This is a genomic window from Inquilinus sp. (genome assembly GCF_057815775.1).
This window is the reverse complement of the sequence record NZ_JBYRFX010000375.1, coordinates 1-3,042: the sequence shown is the minus strand read 5'-3', so window position 1 is coordinate 3,042 and position 3,042 is coordinate 1. Positions and strand designations below refer to the sequence as shown.

The 3,042-nt window shown below is 72.1% G+C and carries 3 protein-coding genes and 1 pseudogene; all 4 read right to left on the bottom strand.

Annotated features, from left to right (window positions below):
* Positions 1-348 (bottom strand): cobalt-precorrin-4/precorrin-4 C(11)-methyltransferase (locus tag AC3XYG_RS13425; RefSeq protein WP_489140340.1); only part of this gene is annotated, 348 nt, incomplete at its 3' end.
* Positions 345-2,144, bottom strand: a complete 1,800-nt coding sequence (gene cobJ / locus AC3XYG_RS13420) for a precorrin-3B C(17)-methyltransferase (RefSeq protein ID WP_489140339.1) — start codon at positions 2,142-2,144, stop codon at positions 345-347. The genes cobJ and AC3XYG_RS13425, both read right to left, overlap by 4 nt.
* The gene (gene cobI, locus AC3XYG_RS13415) at positions 2,141-2,845 is read right to left on the bottom strand and encodes a precorrin-2 C(20)-methyltransferase (RefSeq protein WP_489140338.1); all 705 of its coding nucleotides are present in this window, start codon (positions 2,843-2,845) and stop codon (positions 2,141-2,143) included. The genes cobJ and cobI overlap by 4 nt, the downstream gene beginning before the upstream one ends.
* Positions 2,842-3,042: pseudogene (locus AC3XYG_RS13410) on the bottom strand (cobalamin biosynthesis bifunctional protein CbiET); the annotation flags it as partial. The gene cobI and the pseudogene AC3XYG_RS13410, both read right to left, overlap by 4 nt.

The window sequence follows — 3,042 nt, the reverse complement described above, 5'->3', positions numbered from 1 at the left end:
GGCTGCGGCAAAGGCCGGCACGCCGGGGGTGATGGTGTAGGGGATGCCAAGCGCCTTCAGCCGGCGGATCTGCTCGGCGATCGCGCCATACAGCGACGGGTCGCCGGAATGCACCCGGGCGACGTCCTGGCCCGCGGCATGGGCGGCCTCGATCTCGGCCATGATCTGGTCGAGATGCAGCGGCGCGGTGTCGACCACCCGGGCCTCCGCCGGCGCATGCGCCACCACCGCCTCCGGCACCAACGAGCCGGCATAGAGGCAGACCGGGCAGCGGGCGATCAGGTCGCGGCCCCGCAGGGTCAACAGGTCCGGGTCGCCGGGGCCGGCGCCGATGAAATGCACGGTCATGCCCGCTGCGCCTCCGGCTTGTCGCCGTAGCCGCGCGGCGTGTAGACGCGCGGGGTGCCGTCGCCGAGCAGCAGCGCCCGGCTTTCCGAGGACCCGACCAGCACCAGGGTCAGCATGTCGACCATGTCGACCGTCAGCTCGCCCAGCGTGGTGACCACGAGGGTCTCGCCCTCGCGGCCGAGATTGCGGCCCAGCACCACCGGCGTCGCCGCCGGGCGATGGGCCAGCAGGATCTCGCGGGCGCGGGCCAGCTGGCTGCGCCGCCGCTGCGACACCGGGTTGTAGAAGGCGACGACGAAATCGCCCTGCCCCGCCGCTGCGATCCGCTTTTCGATCGCCGGCCAGGGCGTCATCAGGTCGGACAGTGAGATGGTGCAGAAATCATGGCCCAGCGGCGCGCCGATCCGGGCCGCCGCCGCCTGCATCGCCGAGATGCCGGGCACGGTGGTGATCTCGACCCGGCGCCAATCCGGCCGGCCGCCGCGCTCGACCAGCTCCCACAGCAAACTGCCCATGGCGTAGATGCCGGCGTCGCCGGAGCAGATCAGGGCGACATCCCGCCCCTCGGCCGCCAGGTCGAGCGCCGCGCGGACCCGCAGTTCCTCCTCGCCCAGCTTGTAGTCGTGCCGGACCTTGCCGGCCGCGGCCGGGCCGAGCAGGTCGATATAGAGGCTGTAGCCGACGAGATCGGTGGCCCGGGCGATCATCCGGTCGGCCTCCGGCGCGCGCCAGTCGGCGCGGCCCGGCCCCATGCCGATCAGCGCCAGCGTACCGCGGCGCCAGCCGATGCGGTCCGGGTCGAGTATTTCGGGCGCCTCGGCCACGGCGCAGGTGGCGCGGCGCGACTTGTGCTTCGGGACCACCAACTGCCCGCCCTCGCCGGCCGCGGCCAGCGCCGCCGCCTCGGCCACGCCATGGCAGCCGATCTCGCGGAACACCACCTCGGACGGGTTGGCCAGGCGCGGCGTCTCCGCCTCCAGCCGCACCGGATCGAAGACCCGCACCGGCAGGCCCAGCACCCGCGCTGCCGCCTGCAGCCCGGCCTCGTCGGCCTTGAGGTCGACCGTGACCAGCGCCGCCACCGCCTCCAGGGCCAGCCCGGCCTCGGCCAGGGTGTCGCGGATCAGCGCTTCGATCTCCGCCGCCTCGGTCCCGCGCTCGCAGCCGACGCCGACCGCCATCATCGCCGGATGGAACACCAGCCGGTCGGGATCCGCCGGAAGCGTGCGAATTCCGGCCACGATCGTCTTGCGCGCCGTCGGGTCCAGCGGCAGGCCGGCCCCGGCCAGCCAAGGCAAGTCGTCCTCGAACCACACGGTCTCGCCGCTCAGAAGATCGGCCATGAAGCCTTTGTAATCGCTGGCTTCCGATAGCCGCCATCCGGCCGGTGGATCGTCCAGCGCGACGCCGAAGCGCAGATCGCCGGCGGTGGTGATCGCCGGGGCGATGCCCATAGCCTGCGCCACCTGCCGCGCCATGTCGTTGGCGCCGTGATGGCCGCCCAGCAGCGGCACCACGGCGCTGCCATCCTCCGCCACCGCCAGCACCGGCGGCTCGGTGCGCTTGTCGGTCAACAGCGGCGCCAGGATGCGGATCAACGCCCCGGCGGCGCAAAGGCCAATGATCGGCTCACCCGCCTGGAACAGGGTGCGCAGATGGTCGGCCAGCTTGTCGAAGGCGACATCCGCGCCGGTGACGCGGCAGGCGGGTGCGTGGATCGCAGCATCGGGCAGCAACGGCTTGAGGCGTCGGGCGATTTCGAGTCCGCCTGAGGTCAGGGTGATCAGCGCCGTCATCGCCACGCCGCCCCGCGCCGATGTGCCAGGATCATCGAGAAATAGGGCACGGTGTCGGGGTCGACCTCGGCCATTGGCAACACCCGCTGATGACCGAGCGTCGCCCGTTCGACGTAATGTGCGTGCGCAAGCAATCCAGTTTCTTCAAGCAATTGTGAGATCTTTTTAAAGTGACGCCCGAGCTTCATGATCGCCACGGCTTCGGCGGCTTGCAGCCGCGGCCGCAGCTCTTCCGCCGGCAGCGGCGCCGGCAGAACCGTCAACACGTCGTTGCGGGCGGCCAGCGGCAGGCCGATGGCGGCGGCGCAGGCGGTGAGCGAGGAGACGCCGGGCACCACCTCGACCCGATGGCGCTCCGCCAGCCGGCCGAACAGGTACATGAACGACCCGTAGAAGAACGGGTCGCCCTCGCACAGCACCGCGACGTCGCGCCCGGACTCGAGATGGCCGCCGATCTCGATCGCCGCAGCATCGTACACCGCCTGGGCTGGCGCCGGATCGACCCGCATCGGCACGCGGATGGCGATCTCGAGCTGCCCGCCCGGCAGATGCGGCGCCACGATCGCGCGGGCGAAACTGTCGCCGACATCCGGCGCCGGATAAGCCACCACCGGCGCCGCGCGCAGCAGCCGCAGTGCCTTCAGCGTGACCAGCTCCGGATCGCCCGGGCCGACGCCGAGGCCATAGAGGGTGCCGGTCATGCCGCCCCCCAGGGCTTCATGGCCGCCCATTGCGTCACCGGCATCAGCGGGCGCCAGCCGTGGAAGCCGCCGATCGGCTTGGCGCGCGACACGGCGATGCGGGTCAGGCTGCCGCCGAGCCGGGCGTGATGGCCGACCACCGCGGCCTCGCCCTCCGCCGTCACCACATTGGCGACGAGACGGCCGCCCGACGGCAG

Excerpts from the sequence above, each read along its gene's own strand:
- cobJ (WP_489140339.1), bottom strand. The coding sequence starts at position 2,144 with ATGACGGCGCTGATCACCCTGACCTCAGGCGGACTCGAAATCGCCCGA.
- cobI (WP_489140338.1), bottom strand. The coding sequence starts at position 2,845 with ATGACCGGCACCCTCTATGGCCTCGGCGTCGGCCCGGGCGATCCGGAG.